Source organism: Pseudomonas marincola, assembly GCF_900116605.1.
GTDB lineage: Bacteria > Pseudomonadota > Gammaproteobacteria > Pseudomonadales > Pseudomonadaceae > Aquipseudomonas > Aquipseudomonas marincola.
The window spans coordinates 138,192-162,542 of record NZ_FPBC01000009.1; the positions used below are offsets into that span (position 1 = coordinate 138,192).

Annotated in this window: 15 protein-coding genes; 7 read left to right on the forward strand and 8 right to left on the reverse strand. The window is 58.6% G+C overall.

The window, feature by feature from the left end:
* Window positions 1–71: 71 nt before the first annotated feature.
* The 4 genes from BM395_RS15620 to BM395_RS15635 all read right to left on the reverse strand — a co-directional run bounded on the left by BM395_RS15620 (window position 72) and on the right by BM395_RS15635 (window position 8,748).
* On the reverse strand, window positions 72–2,978 hold the full coding sequence (locus tag BM395_RS15620) for an HD domain-containing phosphohydrolase (protein WP_090513442.1): 2,907 nt from the start codon (window positions 2,976–2,978) through the stop codon (window positions 72–74).
* Window positions 2,979–3,176: 198 nt separating this feature from the next.
* Complete coding sequence (locus tag BM395_RS15625; protein ID WP_090513445.1) at window positions 3,177–3,617, reverse strand: HIT family protein; 441 nt, start codon at window positions 3,615–3,617, stop codon at window positions 3,177–3,179.
* A gap of 97 nt (window positions 3,618–3,714) precedes the next feature.
* Window positions 3,715–7,689, reverse strand: a complete 3,975-nt coding sequence (hrpA, locus tag BM395_RS15630) for an ATP-dependent RNA helicase HrpA (protein WP_090513449.1) — start codon at window positions 7,687–7,689, stop codon at window positions 3,715–3,717.
* 159 nt (window positions 7,690–7,848) lie between these two features.
* Window positions 7,849–8,748 (reverse strand): LysR family transcriptional regulator, encoded by a 900-nt coding sequence (locus BM395_RS15635; protein WP_090513452.1) that lies wholly within the window; start codon window positions 8,746–8,748, stop codon window positions 7,849–7,851.
* A 103-nt stretch (window positions 8,749–8,851) separates the two neighbouring features.
* On the opposite strand from BM395_RS15635, the gene BM395_RS15640 reads away from it, so the two are divergent.
* Together BM395_RS15640 and BM395_RS15645 are read left to right on the forward strand one after the other, a co-directional pair.
* Complete coding sequence (locus BM395_RS15640; protein WP_090513455.1) at window positions 8,852–10,393, forward strand: NADH-quinone oxidoreductase subunit L; 1,542 nt, start codon at window positions 8,852–8,854, stop codon at window positions 10,391–10,393.
* Window positions 10,390–12,837, forward strand: a complete 2,448-nt coding sequence (locus BM395_RS15645; protein WP_090513459.1) for a YbcC family protein — start codon at window positions 10,390–10,392, stop codon at window positions 12,835–12,837. The genes BM395_RS15640 and BM395_RS15645 overlap by 4 nt, the downstream gene beginning before the upstream one ends.
* Before the next feature lie 175 nt (window positions 12,838–13,012).
* On the opposite strand, the gene BM395_RS15650 is transcribed toward BM395_RS15645, so the two are convergent.
* The 3 genes from BM395_RS15650 to fadD2 form a co-directional block, all read right to left on the reverse strand.
* Complete coding sequence (locus BM395_RS15650; RefSeq protein ID WP_090513462.1) at window positions 13,013–13,957, reverse strand: L-threonylcarbamoyladenylate synthase; 945 nt, start codon at window positions 13,955–13,957, stop codon at window positions 13,013–13,015.
* A gap of 166 nt (window positions 13,958–14,123) precedes the next feature.
* Window positions 14,124–15,812, reverse strand: a complete 1,689-nt coding sequence (fadD1, locus tag BM395_RS15655) for a long-chain-fatty-acid--CoA ligase FadD1 (protein ID WP_069901497.1) — start codon at window positions 15,810–15,812, stop codon at window positions 14,124–14,126.
* 236 nt (window positions 15,813–16,048) lie between these two features.
* Window positions 16,049–17,737, reverse strand: coding sequence for a long-chain-fatty-acid--CoA ligase FadD2 (fadD2, locus tag BM395_RS15660; RefSeq protein ID WP_090513465.1), 1,689 nt, complete (start codon window positions 17,735–17,737; stop codon window positions 16,049–16,051).
* A gap of 272 nt (window positions 17,738–18,009) precedes the next feature.
* Between fadD2 and BM395_RS15665 the strand changes: the two genes are divergently transcribed.
* The 5 genes from BM395_RS15665 to codA all read left to right on the forward strand — a co-directional run bounded on the left by BM395_RS15665 (window position 18,010) and on the right by codA (window position 23,455).
* The gene (locus BM395_RS15665) at window positions 18,010–18,972 is read left to right on the forward strand and encodes an alpha/beta hydrolase (protein ID WP_090513468.1); all 963 of its coding nucleotides are present in this window, start codon (window positions 18,010–18,012) and stop codon (window positions 18,970–18,972) included.
* A complete protein-coding gene (locus BM395_RS15670) occupies window positions 18,969–19,439 on the forward strand; it encodes a MaoC family dehydratase (protein WP_090513471.1) in 471 nt (156 codons plus the stop codon). The genes BM395_RS15665 and BM395_RS15670 overlap by 4 nt, the downstream gene beginning before the upstream one ends.
* A 262-nt stretch (window positions 19,440–19,701) precedes the next feature.
* Window positions 19,702–20,982 (forward strand): cytosine permease, encoded by a 1,281-nt coding sequence (codB, locus tag BM395_RS15675; protein ID WP_090513474.1) that lies wholly within the window; start codon window positions 19,702–19,704, stop codon window positions 20,980–20,982.
* Window positions 20,982–22,223, forward strand: a complete 1,242-nt coding sequence (locus BM395_RS15680; protein WP_090513477.1) for a PucR family transcriptional regulator — start codon at window positions 20,982–20,984, stop codon at window positions 22,221–22,223. Before codB ends, BM395_RS15680 begins: the two co-directional genes overlap by 1 nt.
* On the forward strand, window positions 22,220–23,455 hold the full coding sequence (gene codA / locus BM395_RS15685) for a cytosine deaminase (protein WP_069901491.1): 1,236 nt from the start codon (window positions 22,220–22,222) through the stop codon (window positions 23,453–23,455). The genes BM395_RS15680 and codA overlap by 4 nt, the downstream gene beginning before the upstream one ends.
* Here the strand turns inward: codA and BM395_RS15690 are convergent.
* Window positions 23,452–24,333, reverse strand: coding sequence for an efflux RND transporter periplasmic adaptor subunit (locus tag BM395_RS15690; RefSeq protein ID WP_090513480.1), 882 nt, complete (start codon window positions 24,331–24,333; stop codon window positions 23,452–23,454). The genes codA and BM395_RS15690 overlap by 4 nt on opposite strands.
* Between the last annotated feature and the right edge of the window lie 18 nt (window positions 24,334–24,351).

Here is a 24,351-nt window from a genome sequence, read left to right on the forward strand (position 1 = left end):
AGTCAGTTAACGAGTCTGCTCCGACCCGCCGCCTGCCCCCGAGTTCAATTGCAACAAACGCCAGTTGCTGCTCAGGCTTGATCGGTGCGGTTATCAGGTAAAAAGGCCATCAAGTCGCGGCAATCGATTTGTTCCGGGGCCAGGAACCGGTCCGCATAGCGCAAACACGCGCCAGAGCGAATGAATATACTCAGCAAATTGGCGTCCAGATGCCCATCCGCGCACATCCCCGACATGATACGCAGCGCTTGCGACAGGGTTTTGCTCGGTTTGTAAGGCCGGTCACGCGCGGTCAACGCTTCGAAGACATCGGCAATCGCCATCATCTTGGCTTGCGGGCTGAGTTGCTCGCCGGTTAAACCGCAGGGATAGCCCTTGCCATCGATGCGTTCGTGATGGCCGCCCGCAATCTCCGGAACCTGCTCAAGCCCATGCGGAAACGGCAAGGCATTGAGCATCTTGATGGTTTGGATGATGTGCTCGTTAATCTTGTAGCGCTCTTCCTCGGTCAACGTGCCTCGGCGTATCGACAGGTTTTTCAGCTCGCCCCGGTCATACAAATACTCGGGCACCTGCATGTTGAAACCGAAGCGGTTGTCGGGGTCGAGACAATCAGCCGCCGGCCGGGCAATTTTGTGTTCCGGACGGTCCGCCAGCAAATCCTCCCACACCGGCAGTTCGACCACGGGTTGCGCCTCTTTACGGACGCGCTCCTCGCCGGAAATACCCAGACGATCATCCAGCGTACGCAGCCAGCGGCGCTTGGCGATGGCCTGCAACCGCTGCAATTGTTCCTCACCCAAAAACTCGCTACCGGTGTTGCAGCGAGCTATAAACGCAAACTCTTCATCCAGTTGCTGCCACTGCGCATCCCGCGCGGCGATGGCCTCGGCACGGTCAGCGCCAGCGTTCAACGCCTCCAGATAATCGATCTGCGCATCACGCTTGAGCACCTCGAAACGCAGGCGTATTTCATGAATCCGGTCGTAGATTGTCTCAAGCTTGGTGGCCTTATCGACCACATATTCGGGCGTCGTCACCTTGCCGCAATCGTGCAGCCACGCGCCGATGTGCAGCGCATGCCAGTCATCATCGCTCATATCAAATTGCGCATACGGCCCTTGCGACTCGGCACAGGCCGCCTCGGCCAACAACTTGGCGGCCTCCGGCACACGCTCGCAATGGCCGCCGGTATAAGGGCTCTTGGCATCGATTGCGCTGGCGACCAACTGAATCAATGACTCGAACAACGCCTTCTGCTGCCCGATCAAACCCCGCGTTTCAAGGGCCACGGCAGCAAACCCGGCTAACGCCTCGATGAAGCTGATGTGCGCATTATCCAAAGCCTGCTCAAGGAACAGCACCAGCGCTCCAACGGCCTGCCCCTTGCGGTTGAACAGCGGCACCGTCAGTGAGGCGCTGGCCGGCAAGCCAAGTTGGCGGCAGTGCTCGGCATTTGCCTGGGAGTGGATCGATTGCTTGCGAGCAATGGCATCCGTCACCGAAAACATCAGCACAGCGCTGTCCAGTTTATAGAACTTCAGCGGGCAGGTTTCCCAAAGGCCATCGGCCAGGCGCAAGGATTCAACGCCATCAACCGCCGTGCGCACATAGAGCAACCCACCGCGTGCATGCGAGGCCTCGGTCGTTGCGCGCAACAGCGTTGCCATTAAATGCTCGAAATCGGCATCGCCGTTCAGGCGGGTAATGATGTCAATGAGCCCGGCCAATGTATCGCGACTGGCGGAGAGCGCAGTATTGAGCTGCTGCATCTCGTAGATTTCGCTTTTAACGTCATCCGCACGGGCAAAATCAAAGAAACGCAGGCGTTCAGCCCTGCGGGTCAACCTGATAATCGGCTCGGTAACGGCACGTGACAGCCAAATGGCCAACGGAATGCTCAGCAGTAAGATCGCCAGGGTTTCAAGAAACATCCGATCACGAACCGAGCGCACCTCAGAGAGCAGATCATCCTTGGGCACTGCAGCGCCAAGGTAAATGTTTGAAGTGCCGGTATTAGGCAACCGAACCAACTCAACCCGCCATTCCCTATCGTTTTGCACAAGCTCTTCGAGGGCGACTTCTTGCTCCTGCTTCGCTTCCAACTGGTCGAGCAAACGCGAAAAGGTATGCATTACAGGTTTTTTCAGGGTACTCAAACGCGGCGCGTGAGCGGGCCTGCGGTCATACAAATCGGGGTCGTTACTGGCCAGAATCTGGCCCTGACGGTTGACCAGCACCATCCTTGCATTAGGCGTTAGCTGGCTGCGGATCAGGCTTTCATCCAGCAGCCTGTAGTTCAGGTCGGCGCCCACCACCAACTGGTCATCATCGGACGCCTTGGCGATCGTGATACCCGCTGTATCCTTCAGATAAAACCGGTAAGGCCGCGTGCGAATCATCGTGTCGACGCTTATCGCCTGTTTAAACCAAGGACGCTCACGCGGGTCATAATTCTCGACGTCGCGCGCGGGTACACGCATTATTTCGCTGAGGTCGGCACGTAAATAGACGGTTTGCAGATTCGGCACGTCGGCCCTGTGCACAAAGTTCTGCGAAACATACACAGTCCCGGGCGGGGCCGTTTCTCGCGCCGGCGGATCGGCATGGGCCAATTCAGCCAGCGACAAGTAATTTCCCTGGTTGTCTGCGTAGTAGAAAGAAATCGCCGCGGGAGCTGCCCGCAACGCAGCCTGCAGCATGGGCAGCGCGCGCATACGAGCGGTCTCGTCGGGGGTCCGCAAAAAATCGGTGAGTACCAACAGGCTCAAGCCTTCGCGCACCGTCGACAGCAGGTAATGGAACTCGACAGCGGTGTCTTCCGCGGCGTTATAGGTTTGTTCGAGGGATTTATCGTAGACAGTCTGAACCGTGCGCTCATACGAACGCACGGCAATGGTCGCACCCACTGCGCTAACCAGCACGACCATTGCGCACACAGCATAAGTGCGCAGCGACCATCCTCTGAACTTGAGCATACATATCCCTTGTTAGCCTTGCGGCTGAGCGTGTGCGACGGAGTAAAAGTATCCGAAGCGGCTGGATTGATCGCGCCCTGTTACAGCCCCGGCAACAACCAGCGTGTTGCTGCTAGAACAATAGACAAACTTCAGGCAACTGTTCAGACGAGGTGACGATACAAGCAGCAATGTTGCTGCCTGCATCGAAGGATAGCCTCAGAGGGCGGCGATACGCTGCTGCAATCGCGCCTGCAGCGCTTCCAGCTCAGCGTTGTCGGCCATATTGCTGGCATGAATAGCCAGGTCTTCGCCGGCAAATCTTGGAATCACGTGAAAGTGCAGATGGAAAACCGTTTGTCCGGCTGGCGCCCCGTTGAACTGGGCAATCTGAACCCCTGCGGGCTCAAGTTCGTCGGTGAGTACCTGCGCGAGACGCTGAACCACGGTAATCAACTGGCTGAGTTTTTCCGGCTCGATATCCAGCAGATTACGCGCTTCGACGTGCTTCGGAATCACCAGGGTATGGCCGTATGACTGCGGGAACAGATCCAGGAACGCCAACACATCATCATCTTCGTAAATCTTGTAGCACGGTGCATCGCCACGAATGATTTTGGCAAAAATGTTTTCTGAATCGTAACTGCCATGCAAGCTCATTTAGGCGCTCCTTAATCGATGGATGGAGATTCAAACATACCGGTTTGGACACAACGGCCCAAGCCTATTAATGGGTCAGACATGTCTGCCTGATTGCTCAGGCCTCGACATTGTTCCATTGCTTGCTCAGACGCTTATCAGACACCGGAATCTTGGTTCCCAGTTGTTGGGCAAACAGCGAGACACGGTATTCCTCCAGCATCCAGCGATAGAGCAGCAATTGCTCGTCGCGCTTGCCCTCCTGCAGATGCTTGGCCAGCCGGGCACTGTATTGCTGCCAACATTGCGCCAGCTCGCCACTCCAGACCCGGTCGCGCTGCACTTGCGAGCCGAGTTTATCCAGACGCTGCTCTATCGCCCGCAAGTAGCGCGGCAGTTCTTTAAGCCACACCGCCGGGGTTTCGCGAACAAAACCTGGATACACCAGATTGGCCAGCTGCTGCTTGATATCGTTCAGGGCAATGGCCTGGGCCAGATCAATCTTGCCCTTAAAGCGCTTTTGCAGGCTGTGGTAAAGCTTGAGAATTTCCAGCACCAGCCTGGCCAAACGCTCGGCATGCTCGACCCAGTCGCCGCGTTTGCTGGCCAACGCAGCCAGCGCTGCACCGTCACGCGGTAACGGCTGCTGCCCTTCAAGCATGCAGCTGTCGAGACTGGCTAAGAGGATATCTTCAACCAACGCATCAACCCGACCCAGCTCGCGGTACAACAGCCCCAGCTCGGTCAGGCCGGGCAATTTGCCGCGCAGGAACTTGGCCGGTTCTGCCAGTTGCTGCAGGAGCAAGCGTTGCAGTGCTCGCCGGTGCTGAAACTCAGCTTCGGCGGCTGTCGAGAAACGCCCTTCCTTGACGCTGCCGGCCTCTTCCACCAAGGCTGGATAAACCGTCATGGTCAACCCGGCCACTTGATGCTGAGTCTTTTCGGCGACCTCGGCAAAGCCCTTGGCCTCGATAGGCTTGTCGGCTGTTTTGCTTTGCGGAATCGCCAATGCAGCCTGGCTGGCTTCACTGAAGCGCGCTGTCAGCTCAGCCAGATCACGGCCTTCACCGAGTAACTTGCCACGGGTGTCTACCACCTCGATATTCATTCGCAGGTGGCTTTCAACAGCGCCGGCAGACTCGGCCCACGCCTCATCCGGCACGCGCGCGCCGGTCATGCGTTGCAACTCGCGGCCCAACGATTGCGGCAGGCTGCCCTCGCCAAAGGTGATCTTGCTGAGAGCGGCCGCCACGAAGTCCGGTACCGGCACAAAATTCTTGCGCAACGCCTTTGGCAATCCCCGCACCAGCGCCATGCATTTGGCTTCGAGCAGACCCGGCACCAGCCATTCGAGACGCTCGGGCTGCAACTGCGGCAGCAACGGCGCAGGCACCCGTACCGTGACACCGTCACGCGGGTGGTTAGGCTCGAAGTGGTAACTCATGGGTAACTGCAAATCGCCCAATTGCAGGGTATCCGGATACAGGCTGGCCGTGACTTCCTTGGCATCACGCGCGAGCACATCTTCCTCACGCATGATCAACAGCTGCGGGTTCTTCGCGCTTTCGCGCTTGTACCAGGACTCAAAGCTGGCGGTTTGATAGATATCCGCCGGAATGCGCGCATCGTAGAACGCGAACATTGCCTCTTCGTCCGCCAGAATATCCCGGCGCCGCGCCTTGGCTTCCAGCTCATCGAGCTTTTCCAGCAGTTGGCGGTTGGCGGACAAACAACGCGCCCGCGAATTGATTTCGCCACCGACCAGGCCTTCGCGGATAAATAGCTCACGCGATACCACCGGCTCAATCGGACCAAAGTGCACAGGCCTGCGCCCGACCACGATCATGCCGTACAGGGTGATTTGCTCGTAAGCCACCACCTGCCCGCGCTTCTTTTCCCAGTGCGGTTCAAAGTGATTTTTCTTGATCAGATGACCTGCCAGCGGCTCGATCCAGTCCGGTTCGATCTTGGCGACCATGCGCGCAAACAGCTTGGTGGTTTCGACCAATTCTGAGGCCATCAACCACTGCGGACGCTTGCGGCCAATGCCAGACGAGGGATGAATCCAGAAGCGCCGTTGCCGCGCGCCCAGGTAATCGCCATCTTCGGTCTTCTGCCCGATCTGGCTGAGCAAGCCTGCCAGAATCGCCTTGTGCAGCGTTTGATAGCCCACCGATTTCTCAGCTGCCGAAAGCTCCTCGCCCTCAGCAGCCTTGGCCTTGGCGGCAGCGGGTTTGTTCGCCGCCGGCTTGGCATTCAATTGCAGGTCGCGGCTGATCAACACCAACTGGCGATGAGCATCGCGCCATTCACGCAAGCGCAAATAGTTGAGGAAGTTCTTCCGGCACCAACTGCGCAGCGCACTCGAGCCCAACGCCTGACGCTGCTCCTCAAAGCCACGCCACAGGTTGACCAGCGCGGCGAAGTCCGAGTCCACGTCCTTCCATTGCGCATGGGCCTGATCCGCTGCTTGCTGGCGGTCCGATGGGCGTTCGCGAGGGTCTTGCACCGATAGATTACTGGCAATAATCAGCACTTCATCGAGGCTACCCAACCGCGCGCCCTCAAGCACCATCCGGCCCAGACGCGGGTCAATCGGCAGGCGCGCCAACTGGCGACCGAGCGCTGTCAGCTGGCCTTCACGGCTAACCGCCGAGAGTTCCTGAAGCAGGTTGAAACCGTCACTGATGGCCTTGCCATCTGGCGGCTCAATAAACGGGAACTGGTTAATCTCACCCAGTCGCAGATGCAGCATCTGCAGGATTACCGCCGCCAGATTGGTCCGCAGAATCTCGGGATCAGTAAACTCAGGACGCGAGTTGAAATCTTCTTCGCTGTAGAGGCGAATACAAATCCCCGGCTCTACCCGCCCGCAGCGGCCTTTACGCTGATTGGCGCTGGCTTGCGAGATTGCCTCAACCGGCAACCGCTGGACCTTGGCGCGATAGCTGTAGCGGCTGATCCGCGCCGTGCCGCTGTCGATCACATAGCGAATACCTGGCACCGTAAGCGAGGTTTCGGCGACGTTGGTGGCCAGAACGATTTTGCGCGCAGGCATCGGCTGGAAAATTTTCTGCTGCTCGGCCGGCGTCAGGCGCGCATAGAGCGGCAACACTTCGGTGTGTTTCAGATTGGCCTTGCGCAGCCAGTCGGCCGCTTCGCGGATCTCGCGTTCACCGGGCAGAAACACCAGCACATCTCCGGGCAATTTGCCTTCACTGCGCTCGAACGCAGCAATCTCATCAATGCTGGCGAGCAGCGCCTGATCGACAGACAAGTCTTCCTCGACCTGATTGCCCTCTTCGTCCTGCTCGGCGGCCAGAGGGCGGTACCAGGTTTCAACCGGATAAGTACGCCCAGACACTTCAACAATCGGCGCGTCGTTGAAGTGCTTGGAGAATCGCTGTAGGTCGATGGTCGCCGAGGTGATGATCAGCTTCAGATCGGGCCGACGCGACAACAGGGTTTTCAGGTAACCGAGCAGGAAGTCGATGTTCAGGCTGCGCTCGTGCGCCTCGTCGACAATGATCGTGTCGTACTTTTCGAGGTAGCGGTCATGCTGGGTTTCGGCCAGCAAGATACCGTCGGTCATCAGCTTGATCAGGCTGCGCTCGTTACTCTGGTCTTCAAAGCGCACCTGATAACCGACCAGCTCGCCCAGCGGTGTACCGATCTCTTCTGCCACTCGGGTTGCCACACTTCTGGCGGCCAATCGGCGTGGCTGAGTGTGGCCAATCAAACCATGCGTGCCGCGCCCCAGTTCCAGGCAAATCTTCGGCAGCTGAGTGGTCTTGCCCGAGCCGGTTTCGCCGGCAATCACCACCACTTGGTGTTTACTGATTGCCTGCTTGATCTCGTCGCGCTTGGCTGCAATCGGCAGCGCGTCGTCGTAACGCATCGGCGGCACGCTGAGCTTGCGTGCCTCAACCTTGGCACACGACTTCTGAAAACGCTCAAGCCACTGGGCCTGCTTCTGCTCATCGGGCTGCTTGCGCAACTCGTGCAATTGCCGGCGCAAACGATGCCTGTCGGCAATCATCGCCTGATCAAGGTTTTTCAGTAATGAGTCATAAGTCGGTGTGACGTCGGTCATCGGGCTATCGCGGCTGTCGTGTCTAGCCGTCAATTGTCGCAGATTTCCAGAGTGGGGTCAGGCCGCGATGGCACACAGGTTTTGGCTGCCCGATGTTGCGCAAACCAGCGCACGCGTGATTGCGTACAGCACAAGCCCGCGTATCGATTTGGCGTCAGATCAGTGGGCTGGCCCGATTGCCGGGTGTGAATGGGCCGACAACAGCTCGTCGAGCACGCCTAGGTTGAAATGCCGCTGCAGGGTCACAGCGAAGAACTGCTCAGCGATCTGCGGAATTTCAGCGTAAAGCTCAAGCGCACCTGCGCGTAACTCGTCCTGCACCACAACTGCCGGCAACAACGCCACGTCACCGGAGTCCCGCGCCAGAAGGCGGAGCATGGCCATGTCGTCTACCTCGGCGCAGATCTGCGGACGCAAACCACGGCTGTCGCAAAACAACTCGAACTGGCTGCGAATATCACTGCTGCGCCCCGGCACGATGAGCCGCACTTGCTGCAAATCGCGTTTCAGATCGAAAGGCTGCGCGCCGCTGCGGGGTGGGCCGACCAGGCAAACCGTTTGCCGGTCCAGCACCTGACAACGCCAGGAACGCTGAGCATCCGAACTGACCGCGGTGTTGCTTAATACAATGTCCAGCTTATGCAGCGCCAGACGCTCCAACAACTCGCCAAGGCTGCCCGACTCCAGCGTTATCAGCACATCGCTGCGGCCCAAAAACGGCCGTAGCAAGTTCTCCTGAAAGTTACGCGAAAGGGTCGCAACCGCACCGATGCGTAGCTTCTGGTTGGCCTGCTGAGCGCCCTGCAAGGTCATCTGCAATTCGTTGCCAAGGGCGAAAATGCTTTCTGCGTAATCCAGCGCCAACTGACCAGCCTCGGTAAGCAACAGGTTTCGGCCCGAGCGAATGAACAAGGCGTAACCAAGTTGCTCCTCAAGGGCACGAATTTGCGTCGACAATGCCGACTGCGCGACATGCAGTGACTGCGCGGCGCGGGTCAGGTTGCCTTCCTTGGCGACGGCCCAGAAGTAATGCAGATGATGGAAATTCAGGCGGCGCATGATTCGTTCTTTATTAAAGATGAATATGTTCTATTCAATCTATTTTAATTAAAAATGCAACTACTGGAAACTGAACCTGCCGATCACCCGCGGAGGTTTCCCGATGCAACACTTGCTCCCCCAATTGAGCGCCCTGCTCCCCTGGATTTACCTGCTGGCCATGTTGCCCGTGGCATTGAGCCCGGCGCGCCTGGCGATTAACCACCTCTGGTGGCCCGCACGGCTGGCCGGTTACGCGGGATTTCTCGTGGTGCTCGCAGCTCTTTTTCAGGCGCTATTGAACGAGCGAGAAAGCGACCGTCTGGGCCTGGCCATGGCCACGCTGATCAGCCTTTTGGCATTGGTCATCGTTGAATATTCGCGGCGCTATCTGGACGGCGAGCAAGGACAGAAACGCTATATTCTGGCGCTGCTCGGCACATTGACGGCGGTGGCCGTGGTCGTCACCAGTCACGATGTGTACGTGCTAGTAGCGGCCTGGATCATTTCCAGCCTGTGCCTGCATCAACTCCTGACCTTCTACCGCGACCGTCCCATGGCTCAGGTTGTGGCCCACAAAAAGTTTCTCGCCAGCCGCCTGGCTGATCTCTGCCTGATCGCGGCAACCGTGCTGCTGGTGAGCGCCAGCGGCGACAGTGCAATTGCAGTGATCCTCGATGAAGTCGCCACACGCCTGCAATCAAGCGGCGCGCTGGGCTGGGATTTGCAGCTGGCGAGCGTGTTACTGGTGCTGGCGGTAATACTCAAGTCCGCACAACTGCCGGTTCATGGCTGGTTGATTCAGGTAATGGAAGCGCCAACGCCGGTGTCGGCCCTGCTCCATGCCGGAGTGGTCAATTTGGGCGGTTTTGTCCTGCTGCGTTTCGCACCGTTGTTGTCCGCCGCGCCCGTCGCACACACTTTGCTCGTGGTTATCGGCGGTCTGACCGCGGTGCTCGCTGGCCTGGTGATGATGACCCGCATCAGCATCAAAGTACGTCTGGCTTGGTCAACCTGCGCGCAGATGGGCTTGATGCTCTTGGAGTGCGGTCTGGGGCTGTACGAACTGGCGCTGGTACACCTGCTGGCACACTCGCTGTACAAGGCTTATGCGTTCCTCGAAGCGGGAGACACTGTTAGCCGTGCGCGGCAGCAGTCGCTGCAGCCGCGCAGCTCACCCGCAAAACCAAAGATCGCGCTTGTGGCGCTGATTGTAGCTGGGGTTTGGTTGGCGCTGCTGCACGGCCTTTGGAGCACGCTGCTCCCTGCGCATCAGTTGCCGCTGATCGCGCTGGGCATTCTCACCATTGGCCTTGCTCCTTGGTGCATGCGCCTCAGCGGTGCGCTTTACAGTCTGACGACGCTGACGCTCTTGCTCGGCTGCTACCTGCTGTGGCACTCGGCGGCTGCGCACATTTTGGGCGCGAGCCCGGCGACGAGCGCGCTGCAACAGTCCCTCGGCGTGTTTGCACTGCTGCTGTTTCTGGGCCTTTACGTGCTGCAAACCTTGATTATGAGCCAACCCGACAGCGCGCTGGCACGGCGACTCTATCCCTGGGCGTTTGCCGGCTTTTATCTGGATGAGCACTTTACCCGCCTGACCTTCCGCCTGTGGCCGATTGCAAGTCCACAGCCTGCTAAACCTGCAACTGGAGAAAGCCAATGACCGCGTTCGAACCGACTCCCTGCTCTAACAAGGCGGCGCTGCATGAAATTGCCCGGCAGGCCTGCGAACGCATAGCGCCGACCTGGCCGCTGGACCAGATGATTGCCGTCAACCCACTGTGGGAGCGGCGCGACCAGCCTTGGGCGCAAGTCGCCGAGCAGCTTTGGCGCCGCGCAGGTTCACGCCTGACCCTGAGTGCGGCCGACTACCGCGCTGCCTGGCAAAATGGCCAGATCAATCAACAGCACCTGACGCGGGCGCTGGCTGAAACGGCGCATACCTGGACGCCTGAGCAGCTGTTGCAGTTTCTCGATCAGCCGGCTGAGCCAGCCCAAACCTTGCCACTGCTGGAAGACATGGCCAAAGCCGAGATCGCAGTGCCTGGCTGGCCCGCCCTGATCACCCAGCAAATCGGTCAAAGTTGCGCCGCCTGGTTCGACGAGAATCAGGCCGACTGGCATCCGCCGAAGAAGGCCAGCCTGTACCACGCCTGGCGTGAATCGATGCTGCAAGACCGTGGCTTGAGCGTGCTCAGCGCTTGCCGCTCGCTGGGCGCGCAAATTGCCGAGTTGCCAGAGGAGCCACAAGCTGCCCTTGAATCGGCGGTAGAGCATTTGGGCATTGCTGAGCATGAGCTGAGCGAGTGGTTTGACTGCCTGTTGCTGCGCAACCTCGGCTGGGCATCGTGGTGCGCGTATAAGCGCTGGCAAGCCCGCCTCGGAGGGGGTGACGATCCTGTTTTGCTTGACCTGCTGGCTATTCGCGCCGCTTGGGAATGGCTGGTTGACGACCGCCAGCGCGACGCTGACAGCGGCTGGAGCCAATGGCGTGCAGCATGGCAAGCCGCACGCAAGCAGCCCCTCACAGCACAGTGGCAAGCGCTGCAAGTGTGGCAGCGGGCAGAAGAACTGGCCTGGCAAGAGCAGCTCCACGGCATGTTGCAGAACCCCGTCAAACCTTCGAAAGTGGCTGCGCCAATCGCCAAGGTGTATTTCTGCATAGATGTGCGCTCAGAGGTATTTCGCCGGGCCCTTGAACAAGCTTGCCCGCAAGTACAGACCGGTGGTTTCGCCGGCTTCTTTGGCCTGCCTGTCGCCTATACCCCGCTGGGCACGCAAGCGACACGTCCACAACTGCCAGGATTACTGGCGGCGCAATTCAGCGTGACAGACAGCAGCGGCGACAGCGAGCGTGACGCGGGTCTGGCCCGTCAGCGCAATTCGCGCCTGCAACGTGGCGGACGCTGGCAACTGTTTGAGCGCCTGCCCGCCTCGACATTCTCCCTGGTAGAAACATTGGGCCTGGGTTACGCCGGCGCTCTGCTGGGGCGTGTGGGTGGTTTTCTGTCACGCTCAGCCGCACCGGACAGCCACGCATTGCGGCCACGCGAGTGGCAACAGTTAAAGCCGTCTCTGCCGGTCATTCCACTGGAGCAGCGCACGAACGTGGCGGCGCGTATTTTACGCGCGATGAGCCTTACGCAAAACTTTGCGCCACTGATCGTGCTGCTGGGGCACGCCAGCCAAAGCACCAACAACCCACAGGCCGCTGGCTTGGATTGCGGTGCCTGCTGCGGCCAGAGCGGCGAGGTTAACGCCCGATTGCTCGCGGACTTGTTGAATAACCCGCAGGTGCGCAAGGGTTTGCTCGACGAAGGCATTGAACTGCCAGACGATTGCCGCTTTCTGGCAGGGGTGCACAACACCACCACCGATGAGATTCGGGTGTTTGACAGCGAAACGCTGGCCCAGCGTTTACAGCCAAACTGGCAGACACTGCGCCGGGCTTTGGATGATGCGGGCGCACGTGCGCGGCGCGAACGGGCTGGCCTGTTAGGGCTTGAGGGCCTCAGCGAAAAACCGGTAAAGCTGCTCAGCAGCGTGCGCCGGCGTGGCACGGATTGGGCGCAGACCCGCCCAGAGTGGGGCTTGGCCGGTAATGCCGCGTTCATCGCTGCGCCGCGCTCTCGAACCCTTGGGCAGAACTTGCAGGGACGCGCCTTCCTGCACGATTACGACTGGCAGCAGGACCCCAGCGGCAAGGTACTGGAGTTGATCATGACCGCGCCGATGGTGGTCGCTAACTGGATCAACCTGCAGTACTTCACCTCCACCACCGACAACCTGCGCTTTGGCTGCGGCAACAAGGTACTGCACAACGTAGTCGGCGGGCGAATCGGGGTGTTCGAAGGCAATGGCGGCGACTTGCGCACCGGCCTGTCACTCCAGTCATTGCATGACGGCAAGCACTGGGTCCATCGCCCATTGCGCTTGACGGTGGTGATCGACGCGCCGCAGCGCATGATCGACAAGGTCATCGCCGAGCATGCCGTCGTCCGCGATCTGGTGATCAATGGCTGGCTGCATCTGCAGCGAATAGACAGCTATCGCAGCGACATCTGGGAACGTCGCACGGCTGAAGGCTGGCAGCCGCTGCCTCGTTGAAAAAACAGGACCGCGCCGCCGTGCGCGGTCCTTCGCAGACGTGAACCGATACTGCCTCGATTTCCCTTTCGCCGTTTTACTCAAAGCCCATGAGCCGGCCGCAGGCTCATGAAGTTTGGCTGCTTCTTTGCGATTGAGAGAGAGCGTGCTGTGCCCGAATCGTGCAACAGATCAATCAGGCAAGCGAATGGCAGGCCCGCGACAAGCGATCATGAACAGCGGCCCAACTGTCCAGCTGCGGTGGCGTCTGGATATAGATGTGCTCAAGGCCCAAAGCATCCAGCTGATAAAGCGCCGCGTAAAAGCCGGCGGCGTAGTGCTCGGGATCAGAGCCGAGACTGATGGCCGGGCCAGTGCTGGCGTGTACCTGATCGCACCAGATCCAGCCATTTGCCTGATTGCTCAGCGCATCAAAAGGAAGCTGGGTAAAACGCTGCGCCGGGGTTGTTGGCGCATAGTGACGCAGGTGCTGGCCCGGAGCCCGGATACCGCCAGCGGCCTCTTCAAGCGGCTCGCCCAGTATTTGCTGCAATTGCATACGGCTGAGCATGCCGCTGCGCAACAAGCGTGGGCTGTCATCCGCTAGCAGGCTGACAATGCTCGACTCCAGACCAACCTGGCAGGGGCCTCCGTCGAGAATAGTCAGCTGGCTGTGATGAAACTGCTTAGCCACATGCTCGGCACAGGTCGGACTGATTGACATGTAGCGGTTGGCCGATGGCGCCACCAGACCACTGCCAAAGCTACGCAATAACGCTTGGGCCATTGGGTGCGCCGGCACACGAAGCGCCACGCTGTTCTGCCCGGCGGTCACGCAGCGCAATACATCGTCGCGCGCCGGCAGTACCAGCGTTAACGGGCCAGGCCAAAAAGCCTCCATCAGGCGCTGGGCTTGCGGGGTAACCTCTGCGGCCCATCGACTCGCTTGCCCGGCATTCTCAATATGCACGATCAAGGGGTTGCTGCTGGGGCGTCCTTTCAAGGCAAAGACTTGGTTGACTGCGCGCTCTTGCAGTGCGTCAGCCGCCAGACCGTATACCGTTTCAGTAGGCATGGCGACCAAATGGCCGTCCCGCAGTTGCTCTGCGCACAGTTCGATGTCTTGAGTGATGGTTGGCATGGCTGAAAGGGTTCTGCGTATGAGTATGGCCTGCTCAGCAGGAGGCTGTGCGTGGCGCAAATAAGGGGTTGAGATCGTATTTTATTGGCGGTCTTGGGTTTACCGCGAGTATTAATGCTGCAAAAACGAAAAAACCCGCCGAAGCGGGTTTTTCCAACAATCAGAATCAGGCCTTGGCCATCTTCTTCATTTCTTCGTCACGCAGTTCGCGGCGCAGAATCTTGCCGACGTTGGTCATTGGCAAGGCATCACGGAACTCGACAGCGCGCGGAACCTTGTAGCCGGTGACGTTGGCACGCATGTGCTCCATCACGGTTTCCTTGGTCAGCGTTACGCCTGGCTTGACCACGACAAATACCTTGATCGCCTCACCCGACTTCTCGTCCGGTACGCCAATGGCAGCGCATTGCAGTACGCCCGGGATCATCGCCAGCACGTCTTCCAGCTCGTTCGGGTAAACGTTGAAGCCCGAAACCAGAATCATGTCTTTCTTGCGATCGACAATTTTCAGGTAGCCGTCTTCCTGAATCAGACCAATATCACCAGTCTTCAGCCAGCCTTCAGCATCAAGAATCTCAGCAGTGGCTTCCTGGCGCTGCCAGTAGCCTTTCATGACTTGCGGACCCTTGACGCAGATCTCGCCGATCTCGCCAACGTCCAGGTCTTTGCCATCGTCATTGATGACTTTGCACAGCGTTGAAGGCAGCGGGATACCGATGGTGCCCAACTGGATCGCGCTGAACGGGTTAACCGTCGCAACCGGGCTGGTTTCGGTCATACCGAAGCCTTCACAGATTGGGCAGTTGGTCACTTCTTGCCAACGCTCAGCAGTCGCCAGTTGCAACGCCATGCCGCCAGAAACGGTGAGTTTCAACGAGGAGAAATCCAGCGCGCGGAAACCTTCGTTGTTGCTCAGCGCGACGAACAAGGTATTCAGGCCTACAAATACGCTGAACTTGTAGGGTTTGATTTCCTTGATCATCGCCGGCAGGTCACGCGGGTTGGTGACCAACAGGTTATGCGCGCCGATGAGCATCATCGCCATGCAGTTAAAGGTGAACGCGTAAATGTGATACAGCGGCAGCGGGCTCACCGCGACCTCACAACCTTCGTTGAGGTTTGCACCCATCAGGGCACGCACCTGCAGCATGTTGGCGACCAGATTGCGGTGCGTCAGCATTGCGCCCTTGGCAACGCCAGTGGTGCCGCCGGTGTATTGCAGCACGGCAATGTCTTCACCTTTCGGTGCGGACTCACGCAGGATCTTGCCGCGACCTTTGTCCAGTGCATCGAGGAAGCTGATGGCCTGAGGCAGGTGATACGGTGGCACCATCTTCTTCACGCGCTTGACGACGGTGTTAACCAGAATGCGCTTGAATGTTGGCAGCATGTCGCCAACTTCGGTGATGATGACCGTTTTTACCCCAGTTTTCGGCACAACTTGCTCAGCAAGGTGGGCCATGTTCGCGAGGCAAACCAGTGCCTTGGCACCGGAGTCGTTGAACTGATGCTCCATTTCGCGCGCGGTGTACAGCGGGTTGGTGTTGACCACCACCAGACCTGCACGAATGGCGCCGAAAATAGCGACTGGGTATTGCAAGATGTTCGGCATTTGCAGGGCGATACGGTCGCCGGGCTGCAAATCCGTGTGATTCTGCAAGTAAGCTGCGAAGGTACCGGAGAGCTCGTACAGCTCGCCGTACGTGAGCGTTTTACCCAGATTGGTGAAAGCCGGCTTGTCAGCAAAACGTTGGCAGGATTGCTTCAGTACCGTTTGAACATTCGGGTACTGATCAGGGTCGATTTCGGCAGAAACCCCAACTGGATACTTATCCTTCCAGAAGTTTTCGATCATGGAAGCCCACTCCTCAGCAACAGCTTTAATCAAGACCGCGCATAACATGACGGTTGTTTGTTGTTAATATTTCGGCTCGTTGAGCCTAAAAGCGCGCCGAGATTATCAGCTTTACCAGAAAGCGACTAGCACCAAAAGCAGGCTAAAGAGTCATAAAAATGACCAGCATGCCACTGCTGGTCATTTTTTGAGGTTCTTCACAAACCCAGCCACACGAGACCCAGCAGGGCCGCGCCTTAGCTGATGTCGCGAAGCTCACGACGTAGGATTTTTCCTACCGGGGACATGGGCAAAGCATCTTTGAAGACGATGTGTTTAGGCACTTTGTAGCCGGTGAAGTTCTCCCGGCAGAACGCCTTGACCTCAGCTTCGGTGAGGCTCGAATCACGTGCAACGATGAACAATTTCACCGCCTCGCCGGATTTTTCATCGGGCACGCCCACCGCGGCACAACTAGCCACCTTGCTGTTGGTCAGCATCACGTCTTCAATTTCGTTCGGGTAAACGTTGAAGCCTGAGACGATGATCATGTCTTTCTTACGATCGACAATACGCGTGAAGCCGTCCTCGTCGATTATCGCAATGTCACCGGTTTTGAACCAGCCATCGGCATCGAGCACTTCGGCGGTGGCCTCTTCACGCTGCCAGTAGCCTTTCATGACTTGCGGCCCTTTAACGCACAATTCGCCGCGCTCACCCAGACCCAGGTCTTGGCCTTCGTCATCGATCACCTTGAACGCGGTGCCCGGCACGGGAATTCCCACGGTGCCCAGACGCGCCCGCTCACCATAGGCGTTGGTGCTGGCGACCGGCGACGTTTCAGTCAGGCCGTAGCCTTCAACCACGGTGCAACCGGTGATTTCTTTCCAGCGCTCCGCGGTCGCTTTGACCAGCGCGGTGCCGCCCGAGTTGGTCAGCTTGAGGCCAGAGAAATCCAGTGACTTGAAGTCCGGATGGTCCATCAGCGCGACAAACAGGGTGTTGAGCCCCAGCAATGCAGTGAAGCGCCACTTGGACAGCTCTTTGATGAAGCCCGGAATATCGCGTGGATTGGTGATCAGTACGTTGTGGTTGCCATTAACCATCATGCACATGCAATTCGCGGTGAAGGCATAGATATGATAGAGCGGCAGCGGCGCGATCATCACCTCTTGCCCCTGCTTCATCAGTGGCTGGCCGGCATCGTCCAGTTGGGACATGCAGGCATCAACCTGCAGCATGTTTGCCACCAGATTGCCGTGGGTCAGCATGGCCCCTTTGGCAACGCCAGTCGTGCCGCCGGTGTATTGCAGCACGGCAATATCATCCAGCCCGGCTTCGACCGCCTTGACGCCCTGACCCATGCCCGTACTCAAGGCGCTTTTAAAGGAAATAGCCTGCGGCAGATGGTAGTCCGGCACCATCTTCTTGACCTTCTTGACCACGGTGTTAACCAGCCAGCCTTTCATCGCCGGCAGCATGTCACCCATGCGCGCTTCAATCAGGTATTCAATTTGGGTATCGGGCAGGACTTCCTGCACCAGCTTGCCGAACATGTTCAGGTACACCAGTGCGCGCACGCCAGCATCCTTGAACTGGTGGCGCATTTCGCGGGCGGTGTACAGCGGATTGGTGTTCACCACGATCAGCCCGGCGCGCATCGCCCCGAATACCGCGACCGGGTACTGCAGGACGTTGGGCATTTGCACAGCGATGCGATCGCCCGGTTTCAAATCCGTGTGTTTCTGCAGGTAGGCGGCGAAGGCTGCCGACTGGCGCTCCAGATCAGCGTAGGTCAGGGTAACGCCCATATTGCTGAACGCGGGGCGGTCAGCGAAGCGCTTGCAAGAACGCTCGAACACCTCGACGACCGACTTGTAACTGTCGAGGTCAATTGTGTTGGGCACTCCCGGTGCGCGTTTATCATTCCAGAAATCGGGCTGCATTATTTTTATCCTCTCCCCTGAATTTCGCCCTGCCTGAGGGCACTCATCCGAACTTAACAGCAATGCAGATTAGCGCCTATATATATGAGCCTTAAATCATTACTGTGAATCTTTGTAACTGGCCCAACGTATTGCTACATCACGATGCTCTATTTCGGCCCATCCGGCCGATCAGGTGCAAAGTCGGGAACTCGGCGGGAATAACCTTGAACATTCCCAGATGCGTATTTCTAGTCCTACAATGGCGATTCCATGCAGGCTAAGGAATCGCCATGCAGCACCAATCCTTCTGGCTCAACAGCAGTGACTCTCAGCCGATTTACGTGAACCACTGGTTCAGCCAGCAGCCGCCCAAGGCGGTGGTGATGGTCGCTCACGGCATGGCCGAGCACAGCGGCCGCTATGCAAGGCTGGGCGAGGCATTGGTAAATGCGGGCTATGAACTCTACGCCCACGACCAACGCGGCCACGGCCAAACGGCAAGCAAAGGCACGCAAGGCCATTACGCCGATGCCAACGGCTGGGATCTGGTCATTGACGATATCGCCCGCCTCAACCACACCATTCGCCAGACTCACCCCACCGCGCCGATTTTTCTGCTCGGGCATAGCATGGGCAGCTACATTGCCCAGGCCTACCTGATGAGCCACAGCGCCAGCTTGCAGGGTGCCGTGTTGAGCGGTTCAAACTACCAGCCGGCAATGCTCTATAAAGCAGCGCAGACCATCGCCCGAATCGAGCGCAAACGCCAAGGCCCCAAAGGCCTTAGTGCCTTGATCGATAAGCTGTCATTCGGCTCGTTCAACAAAGCCTTCAAGCCTAATCGCACCGAGTTCGACTGGCTAAGCCGCGATCCCGATGAGGTCGACCGTTACGTGAGCGATCCGCTTTGTGGTTTTCGCTGCACCAACCAGCTGTGGATAGACCTGCTCGGCGGTTTGCAGCACATCAGCTCGGTCAAAAATCTGGCAAAAATAGACAGCAGCCTGCCGCTTTTGGTGATCGGCGGCAGTGACGATCCGGTCAGCCAGGGCAAACGTCTCGATGATTTGGCGGTCGCATTGCGCATGGCCGGCAACCGTTATGTGCAACTGCAGGTCTACCCGCAAGCGCGCCATGAATTATTCAATGAAACCAACCGTGACGAGGTCAGTGCATTTCTGATCCAGTGGCTTGATCAGGCGCTTAGCTTGCCCCGCCACTCACACCCTTCACTTCAGGAGATTCTGTCATGAGTCAACTCAGCAACACCCCTTACGAAGAACTCACCGTAGGCCAGACCGCCAGCTACAGCAAAACTGTCGAAGAGCGTGATGTGCAATTGTTCGCCGCCGTTTCGGGCGATAACAACCCCGTGCACCTGGACCCGGAATTTGCCGCCGAGAGCATGTTCAAGGAACGCATTGCCCACGGTATGTTCAGTGGCGCCCTGATCAGCGCCGCCGTCGCCTGTGAGTTGCCAGGCCCGGGCACTATCTATCTTGGCCAGACCATGCGTTTCACCTTGCCGGTGAAGCTTGGCGACACCCTCACTGTGCGTCTGGAAATTCTCGAAAAGCTGCCAAAATTCCGCGTTCGCATCGCCACTCAGGTGTTCAATCAGCGCGACGAGATGGTTGTCGACGGCGAAGCTGAAATCCTTGCGCCGCGTAAAGCACAGACCGTGACCATGCCGGCAATGCCGCAAGTCACTGTCAACTAAGCATTCCTGCCAGCGTACGTGATACACCGCTGGCTGCGTTCAAGCTGGTGCATAACTAAAAAGCTACGCACCAGACTTGACCACGCCTGTTTATCATTCACAATAAACCCCGTTAAAACTGTCCACTTTGCAACTTCTGTTGTGCAAGCAGCACAAACCGCTTTGTAACTATCACCCAGCGTGAAGTGCATTTTCGCGAATACGCAGTCTGGCACGCCGCCTGCTATGAAGAATACTTCACTGACCCTGTGGAGTTCCGCGCATGACCCCTTCCAAGATCGACAGCGACTACCCGCTCAGCGAGGTTCCGCAAGGTGCTCGCAAAGGCCTGTTTTCGACCTCAATTCTGCTCTTCGGCTTCACCTTCTTCACCGCCACCATGTTTGCTGGCGGCAAGATCGGCATGGCCTTCGATTTCACCTCGCTGATCTGGGCCGCCGTTATCGGCAACCTGCTGCTCGGGCTGTACGCCGCCGTGCTCGGTTACATCGCCTGCCGCAGCGGCTTGAATTCGGTACTGATGGGCCGCTTCTGCTTCGGCGAAGTCGGCAGCAAGTTGTCTGATGTGCTGCTCGGCTTCACTCAGATCGGCTGGTATGCGTGGGGCACAGCCACCATCGCCATCGTGCTGGTAAAAATCCTCGGCTTGCCAGAGGAATTGACCATACCGCTGATGGTGCTGTTCGGTTTCGGCTTCTGCATCACCGCGTTCATCGGCTACAAAGGCCTGGACATGCTCTCTCGCGTGGCCGTTCCGGCAATGATGATTCTGCTCGGCTGTTCACTCTGGATTGCCACGCGCGATGCCGGCGGCATGACCGCGCTGATGGCCATTGAGCCGAAAGAAAGCATGACCCTGAGCGTGGCCATCACTATGGTTTTCGGTACTTTCGTTAGCGGCGCAACGCAGGCCACCAACTGGACGCGCTTTGCCAAGAGCGGCCGCGTGGCCATGCTTTCGAGCCTGCTCGGCTTCTTTATCGGCAACGGCCTGATGATTATTGCCGGTGCCTACGGCGCAATCGTTTATCAGCAGCCCGACGTGGTCGAGGTGCTGGTATTGCAGGGTTTGTCGATGGCCGCTGTGGTCATGCTGTTCCTCAACCTCTGGACCACTCAGGACAACACCATCTACAACTTCGCCGCTGCGGGCTGCAATTTGCTGCGCACCAATCGCCGCAAGTTGGTGACCCTGGTGGGCGCTGGGATTGGCACCTTGCTGGCGATTGCCGGCATGTATGAAATGCTGATTCCGTTCCTGATTCTGCTCGGCTCGATCATTCCCCCGATTGGCGGCGTGATCATGGCGGACTTCTTCTATGGCCACAAAGGCCATTACCCGAAACTGCAGGAAACCCAACTGCCGGCATTCAACTGGATCGGCCTCAGCGCCTACACCATTGGCGCCGTGTGCGCCTACCTGTCGCCATGGATCGCACCGATTGTCGGGATTGCAGTGGCTGCGGTGGCCTATATTGTTCTGAGCAAACTGCTGAGCGGTGCCACCAACGGCGCAACCAGCGCATCAGGCCCGGCCAACTAATGAGCCTTACGGTCGCGGATGTTCTGGCCCTGCCCGGCCTGGAAAGCATGCGCCTGCGCGCTGGCCAAATCGCACAAAGCAATCCGGTGCGCTGGCCATATGTTGCCGAGAACACCGATATCGCCGAATGGATCATGGGCGGCGAATTGGTGTTTGTCACCGGCATCAACCATCCGCGCACCGAACAAAACCTGTTGTCACTGGTGCAGCAGGCGCATGAGCGGGCGGCCGCCGGGCTGGTGATATTGACGGGCCCGGAATACATCCGCCAAATCCCGCCAAGCGTGATCGATGCCGCGCAGCAACTCGACGTGCCGCTGATTGAGCAGCCCTACGCGCTGAAAATGGTCATCGTCACGCAGGCGATTGGTACTGCGCTGGTGCAAGCGCAAATGCTCGGCCGCTCGCGCCAGCATTTGCTCGAACAACTGCTCGAAGGTGACGTGCAATCGCTCGAGGCGCTGCGCCAGCGCGCGCAAAGTCTTGGTTTGCCATTGGCAACCCCGAGGCAGGTGGCGTTGTTCAAGCTTGAGGGCAGTGATCGCCTGCTTGAGCAACTCTCTGCCGAAGACGCCGAATTGCGCTTACAAGACTGTCGTGAGCGTTTGCAACAGAGCCTGCTGCAACAGTTGCAGGCTCTGGGCGATACGCTCTCGCCAGTCTGTCAGGGCGAGCATTGGATTGCCCTGCTCCCGGCCACCAACAGCCTCGATCAGCAACACAACCGCGAGGCAATGCTGGCCTCGCTCAATCAACTTAATCCGAGCCTGGCTCCGCTGCGCCTGTATCTGGGCCTAAGCACAGGCGGTCACGGCCCTGAACGCTTTGCGCACGCATTGAACGAGGCCCGTCAGGCTCTCGTTGCCGCGCAGTCTTTTCCAGAGCGTCTGGGTGTTTGCAGCTTTAATGAACTGGGCGCACTTGAATTACTCGGGGCGATTCGTGACCGCAGTTTGCTCGACCAGTTCGTCGACAAGGTGCTCGGCCCGATCATCAGTGATGACGCACGCCATGAGCCGGTGCTGATGCCAACGCTTGAGGCCTGGTTTCAGGAAAACGGCAATCTGGCGCTGGCCGCACAACGCCTTGGCGTCCACCGTAATACCTTGAGTTACCGCACCCAGCGCATCGAGTCGCTGAGCGGCAACTCGTTCAGCAATCCTCACGACCGCCTGAATATCAGCCTCGCTTTGCTGATCTGGCGCTTGTCCTCTTCCCGCCCTGCCAGGAGTACCGCATGAATATCATTAACGCCCGCCTTCGGGGCCGCGACGGCCTGTTTCGGATTACCCTTGAGCAGGATCGAATCAAAGAGATCAGCGCGCAAACCCCAACCATCAGCAGCAACCCCGGCGACTTGGATGCGACGGGCAATCTGGTTATCGCGCCGTTCATCGAGCCGCATATTCACCTCGACGCCACGCTGACTGCCGGTGATCCATCGTGGAACATGAGCGGCACGCTGTTCGAGGGCATTGAGCTGTGGGGCAAGCGCAAAGCCACGGTCACCCACGAAGACACCAAACAGCGTGCGAAGAAGACTATTGGCATGCTGGTCGAGCACGGCATCCAGCATGTGCGCACCCATGTTGACGTTACAGACCCAAGCTTGAGCGCACTCAAATCGATGCTTGAGGTGCGCGAAGAAACCCGCCATCTGGTCGACATGCAAATCGTCGCATTCCCGCAGGAAGGCATCGAGTCGTTCAAAAATGGCCGGGCGCTGATGGAGCAGGCTGTCGAGTTGGGCGCAGATGTGGTCGGCGGCATTCCGCACTTCGAGAACACCCGCGATCAGGGCGTTAGCTCGATCAAGTTTCTGATGGATCTGGCCGAACGCACCGGCTGTCTGGTGGATGTGCACTGCGACGAAACCGACGACCCGCACTCGCGCTTCCTTGAAGTGCTGGCCGAAGAGGCCCGCGTGCGGGGCATGGGCAGCCGGGTAACCGCGAGCCACACCACAGCGATGGGCTCTTACGACAACGCTTACTGCTCGAAGCTGTTTCGCCTTTTGAAGATGTCTGGCATCAACTTTGTGTCCTGCCCGACCGAAAGCATTCACTTGCAAGGGCGCTTCGACACCTACCCGAAACGCCGCGGTCTGACCCGTGTCGCCGAAATCGACCGCGCCGGCATGAACATCTGCTTCGCTCAGGACTCAATCGTCGACCCGTGGTATCCGCTGGGTAACGGCAACATCATGCGTATTCTTGAAGCTGGCCTGCATATCTGCCACATGCTCGGCTACGCCGACCTGCAACGCGCGCTGGATCTGATCACCGACAACAGCGCCCGTACCCTGAACCTTGGCGAGCGTTACGGCATTGAAGTGGGCCGCCCTGCCAACCTGTTGATTCTCTCGGCGCCTAACGACTACGAGATGATCCGCAGCCAGGGCCACGCGCTGACGTCGATCCGTGCAGGCAAGGTACTGATGCAACGCACCCCGGCACGCATCGAGCGCTTTTAAGGCACGGGTTTATCCGGTGCTGGCTTGGCCAGCACCTTAACACTGGCGGTCATGCCAGCGCTGAGTTCGAAGTCTTCGGGCATTTCCAGCAACTTGATGCGCACGGGAATCCGCTGCGCCAACCGCACCCAGTTGAATGTCGGCTCGACATTAGCCAGCAACTGCCCATCCGGGTTGGAGTTACGGTCGGTAATCCCGCGACTGATGCTCTGGACCTCGCCTTTAAGCGGCTTGCCCGAGCCCATCAACCAGATTTCAACCGGCGCGCCAACGCTGATTTTCGACAGCTTGGTCTCCTCGAAATAGGCCTGCACGTAGAACGATGAGTCAGCGATCAGCGCCATGATCGACTGCCCGGCGGTGACGTAATTACCCTGCGCCAGCTGCAAATTGGTGACATGCCCACTGCGCGGCGCGAGCAGCTTGCTGCGGGTCAGATTGAGCTGGGCTTGTTTCACCGCCGCTTGCGCTTCGTGGTACTCGCCACGGGCAATCTGCGCAGTGATCTGAGCGTTCTCGCGCACCTCGGCGCTGATCGCCTGCGGGCCGAGGCGCATCCGCCGTGAGGCCTCATGCTCGCGCAAATTAAGCTGCTGCTTGCGCGTCTCCTGCACAGCCTTGGCTTGTTCCAGCGCCACGGCATAACGCTCGGGATCAATGCTCACCAGCAGGTCGCCGGCCTTGACCGTCTGGTTGTCACTCACCGGCATCGACACCACAGCGCCGGAAACATCGGGGGCAATGGTCACAACGTCGGCACGCACGCGGGCATCACGGGTCCATGGCGAGTACATGTAGTACTGCCATACCCAATTGCCGGCGAATAACGCGGCCACCACCAACGCCAACGTTATGCCAACTCGAATCGTTGAACCCATGAACTTCTCCCCTGCTTC